At 71.4% G+C, this 5,394-nt stretch carries 1 protein-coding gene; it reads left to right on the forward strand.

The features are described 5' to 3' along the window. Positions 1-5,394: amino acid adenylation domain-containing protein (locus AB0J80_RS38370; RefSeq protein WP_364714747.1), on the forward strand; the 5,394-nt coding region annotated here is incomplete at both ends.

Here is a 5,394-nt window from a genome sequence, read left to right on the forward strand (position 1 = left end):
ATCGGCGACGTCCCGCTCACCCCGGTGATGCACGAGCTGCTCGAGCGCACCGGCCCCGACCGCATCGGCGAGGCCGCGTTCTCCACGATGGTGGTTACTCCGGCCGGCGCGGACCAGGAGACGCTGACCGGCGCACTCCGGGAGATCCTCACCCACCACGACATCCTCCGCGCCCGGCTGGAGCGGCTCGACGACGAATGGCGGCTCTTCGTCCCAGAACCAGAACCGGAGGCGGCCGGCGACTGGCTGCGCCGGGTCGACGTCTCCGGCGTCGACGACGTGACGCTGCGGCGGCTCTCCGACGAGCATGCCCTCGCCGCCGCCCACCGTGTCGATCCGCTCGCGGGCTCCATGGTGCAGGCCGTGTGGTTCGACGCGGGTCCCGAGCGGATGGGGCGTCTGCTGCTCCTCATGGCACACCTGGTCGTCGACGCGGTCTCGCTGCGCATCCTGCTCCCGGACCTGGCCGAGGCCTACGCGGCGATCGCGGGCGGGCGTGAGGTGGCGCTGCAGTCAGTTCCGGTGTCGTTCCGGCACTGGGCACGGGAACTGGCGGCCCAGGACCGTACCGCCGAACTGCCGCAATGGCGAGCCCTGCTCGCCGACGCCGACCCGCTGCTGACCGCACGCGCCCTCGACCCCTCCCGCGATGTCGGTGACACCGTCCGCCGCGCGTCCGTCCTGCTCTCGCCCGAGGCGACAGCCGCCCTGCTCACCACGGTTCCGTCGGCTTTCCACGCCGGTGTCGAGGACGTTCTGCTGGCCGGTCTCGCCATGGCCGTGAGGGAGTGGCACGGCAGTCTCCCCGCCGGGTTCCTGGTCGATCTGGAGGGCCACGGCCGGACCGGTGACCTCGATCTGTCGCGTACGGTCGGCTGGTTCACCAGCAGCCACCCGGTGCGCCTGAATGCCGGACTGTCGGACGGCGAGGGCCCGGGCGACGCGCTGAAGCGCGTCAAGGAACAACTGCGGGCGGCGCCGGGTGACGGCCTGGGTTACGGCCTTCTCCGGTACGGGCGCACGACAGCGGCCGAGCTGGCGGCCGCCCAGGTCGGCTTCAACTACCTCGGGCGACTCCTCGGCGGCGGTGGACCCGAGGACCGCACGGAGGAGGCGTGGCAGGTCGCCGGCCAGGGCATGGGCGGCGCGGACGGCGAGATCCCGGTGGCACACGCCCTCGAGGTGGTCGGCGTGGTCCACGACGAACCGGGCGGCCCCCGGCTGACGCTGGCGCTGTCGTGGCCCGACGGCGTGCTGGGCGAGGACCGCGCTCAGGAGCTGCTCGCGGCCTGGGCGGCGGCGCTGTCTGCGCTCGCGGTGCCGGGATCGGGCGGTCACACGCCGTCCGACTTCCCCCTTGTGGAGGTCGATCAGGCCGAGGTCGAGGGATTCGAGGCTGCGGCGGCTGACGCGGGCCTGGCCGAGGTGTGGCCGTTGTCGCCCCTGCAGGAGGGTCTGCTGTTCCACTCCCGCTACGACGAGCGGGGCATGGACGTCTACGTCGAGCAGCTCGTGTTCGGGCTCGAGGGCGACCTCGACCCGGATGTCCTGCGGGCCTCCTGGCAGGCGATCATCGACCGGCACGAGACGCTGCGGGCCGCGTTCCCGCAGCGCGACGCCGGGTCGCCCATCCAGGTGGTGTGGGACCACGTGGAGATGCCGTGGCGGCAGGAGGACCTGTCCGGCTTCAGCGAGGCGGACGCTGCGGCTGAGGCCGAGCGGATCGCCCTGCGGGAGCACCGGGAGCGCTTCGACCTGGCCGTACCTCCGCTGCTGAAGGTGTTGCTGCTGAAGTTCGCCCCGGAACGGTGGCGGATGGTCGTCACGCTGCACCACATCCTGCTCGACGGCTGGTCGCTGCAGACGATGACCCGCGAGCTCGGGATGGCGTACGCGAACGGCGGAGACACCGCCGGGCTGCCCCCGGTGGTGTCGTATCGCGAGTATCTGGCGTGGCTGGCCCGGCAGGACGAGGACGCCGCGCGGCGGGCCTGGCGCGACGAGCTGGCCGGGCTGGACGAGCCGACACTGGTGGCCGAGCTGGACCACGGCGCTGTGCAGAGCTTCCCTGGCGTGCTCACCGCTCAGGTGGACGCCGGCGTGGTGGCGGCGCTGCGGGACGCCGCGCGTACCTACGGCCTGACGCTGAACACCATCGTCGAGGCCGCTTGGGGCGTTGTCGTCGGCAGGCTCACCGGCCGCCGGGACGTCGTGTTCGGCGCTTCGGTGGCGGGTCGTCCGGCGGATCTGCCGGGCATGGAGGGCATGCTCGGGCTGTTCATCAACACGATTCCGGTGCGGGTGCGGTTCCAGCCGGGTCAGACGGTCGCCGAGCTGTTGGCTGACTTGCAGGCGCGGCAGACGGCCTTGATGGACCACCAGTACCTGAGCTTGAGCGAGGTTCAGCGCCTCGGTGGTGGGGGCGCGTTCTTCGACACGATGATGGCGTTCGAGAACTTCGGCGCGGGCGCGGGCGCCGACGCTCCGCCGCCGGAGGTCCCCGAGCAGGAGGCCCCGGGCGGGGTCCGCTTCCGGTCGGCCGAGATCCGCGAGGCGATCAACTACCCGCTCGTCCTGGTGGTGGGTCCGGTCGACGGCCTCGACCTGCGGCTCAACTACCAGGAGGACGTGTTCGACGCCGCCGCCGCGAACGCTGTGCTGGACCGTTTGATGACGGTGCTGTCGCAGATCGCGGCCGACCCGGGCATGCGCGTCCGCGACCTCGACGCTTCCGAAAGCCCCCGGCTGCCGCGCCCGCTCGGTGCTGATCCGGTGGGTTCGTTGGTGGAGGTGTTCGAGGCGCAGGTGGAGCGCAGCCCGGATGCGGTGGCGGTGTGTTTCGGGTCGGAGTGGTTGTCGTATCGGCAGTTGGATGTGGCGGCGAACCGGTTGGCGCATGAGCTGGTCGTGCGTGGTGTGGGGGTGGAGTCGCGGGTCGCGGTGGTGTTGGAGCGTGGCCTGGATCTGGTGGTGTCGTTGCTGGCCGTCCTGAAGGCCGGTGGTGCGTATGTGCCGGTCGATCCGGGCTATCCGGTGGAGCGGATCGCGTTCGTGTTGGCTGATGCCGCTCCGGCCGTGGTGGTGTGCTCGAGCGCGACGGCCGGCGTGGTGACCGGGCACGACAACGTGCTGGTGGTCGACGACGGCCGTGCGCCGGCCAGGTCTGGTGTGTCGCCGGAAGTGTGGGTGCCTGCGGGCGCGGCGGCGTATGTGATTTACACGTCGGGGTCCACCGGGCGGCCGAAGGGTGTGACGGTCAGCCACGGCAATGTGCTGCGGCTGTTGTCGGAGACGCAGCCGTGGTTCGGGTTCGGTCCGGATGATGTGTGGACGGTGTTCCACTCGTTCGCTTTTGACTTCTCGGTGTGGGAGTTGTGGGGTGGTCTGCTGAGCGGTGGGCGGGTGGTGGTGGTGCCGTTCGCGACCTCCCGTGATCCGCGCGAGTTCATGACGTTGCTGCGCGAGCAGGGCGTGACGGTGTTGAACCAGACGCCGTCGGCGTTCGGCCAACTCGCCGCCGTAGCGCACACGGATCTGCCGAGGCTGCGGTTGGTGATTTTCGGTGGTGAGGCGCTGGACGTGTCCCGGCTGAGCGAGTGGGTGCAGCAGCATCCGCGGGTGCGGTTGGTGAACATGTACGGCATCACCGAGACCACGGTGCATGTCACGTATCAGCCGGTCGACGTGGGGGCGGGCGGTGTGATCGGGGTGCCGATCCCGGATCTGGCGGTGGAGGTGCTGGATGAGTGGTTGATGCCGGTCCCAGCCGGGGTGGCGGGGGAGATGTATGTCTCGGGCCGTGGTGTGGCCCGGGGCTACCACGGTCGTCCAGGTCTGACCGCAGTCCGGTTCGTGGCCGCGCCGGGCGGGGCTCGCCGGTACCGGTCGGGGGATGTGGCCCGGCGGGCCGGGGATGGGGTTTTGCAGTATCGGGGTCGTTCGGATGCGCAGGTGCAGCTGCGGGGCTTCCGGGTGGAGCCGGGTGAGGTCGAGGCGGTGCTGGCCGGGCATCCGCTGGTGGTGCAGGCGGCGGTGGTCGTGCGGGACGAGCGGCTGGTCGCCTATGTCGTGTCGACGGCCGATGCCGAGCAGCTGCGGGAGTATGCGGCCCGGGTGTTGCCGGACTACATGGTCCCGTCGGCGATCGTGGCCCTGGACGCGTTGCCGCTGACGGTCAACGGCAAACTCGACCGGGACGCCCTGCCCGCGCCGGAGTACGCGGGCCTGCCGGGCCGGGTCGCGGCCACCGCAGTGGAGCAGACGCTCGCGGGTTTGTTCGCTGAGGTGCTCGGCGTGGATACGGTACCCGTGGACCGGTCGTTCTTCGCCCTCGGCGGCGACTCGCTGCTCGTGATGCGCCTGGTCGCGCGAATCCGGGCGGTACTCGCCGCCGAGATCAGCATCCGCGAGGTGTTCGCCGCTCCGACCGTCGAAGCCGTGGCCGCGCTCGTCGCCACCGCCACGGGGCAGACCCGCACGGCGCTGACCCGCCGTGAGCGATCCGAGCACCTGCCCCTTTCGTACGCCCAGCAGCGGCTGTGGTTCCTCAACCGGCTCGAGGACAGCGACCGGGGTGCGAGTGCGGCGTACAACATGCCGTTGGCTCTGCGCCTGCGCGGCGACTTGGACGTTGCCGCGCTGGAGAAGGCGATCGGCGACGTCGCCGACCGGCACGAGAGCCTGCGCACCATCTTCCCGCAGAGCGAGGACGAGGGCGCCTACCAGCTGATCCTCGAGGGGGCCGCCGGTCGGCCCGCCTTCCTGACCGTCCCGGCCACCGAGGAGCACCTGCCCGGCATGGTCGCCGACTACACGGCCCGCGGCTTCGACCTGAGCGCCGACCTGCCGTGGCGGGTCTGGCTCCTCGAGATCGGGCCGGCCGACCACGTCCTGCTGATCGTGGCCCACCACATCGCCGTCGACGGCTGGTCCCTCGGCGTCCTGTCCCGCGACCTGCGCGAGGCTTACGCCAGCCGCCTCGACGGCGAGGCGCCGGCCTGGGCGCCGCTGCCGGTGCAGTACGCGGACTACGCCCTGTGGCAGCGCGAGGAGCTCGGCGACCCCGACGACGAGGACAGCGTCATCGCCGGCCAGCTGCAGCATTGGCGGCAGGCTCTCGACGGCGCACCGCCCGAGCTGACGTTGCCGTTCGATCGGCCCCGCCCGGCGACGCCGAGTTTCCGCGGCGCGACCGTGCCGGTGGAGATCGACGCGGCGGTGCACGCCGGCCTGGCCGAGCTGGCTCGTAGCAACGACGCGACGCTGTTCATGGTGGTGCACGCGGCGCTGTCGGTGTTGTTGTGCCGGGTGGGCGCGGGGACTGACATCCCGTTGGGTACCGCGATCGCTGGGCGCGGCGACGCGGCCCTCGACGACCTCGTCGGGTTCTTCATC

Source organism: Actinoplanes sp. NPDC049548, from assembly GCF_040676695.1.
Lineage (GTDB): Bacteria > Actinomycetota > Actinomycetes > Mycobacteriales > Micromonosporaceae > Actinoplanes.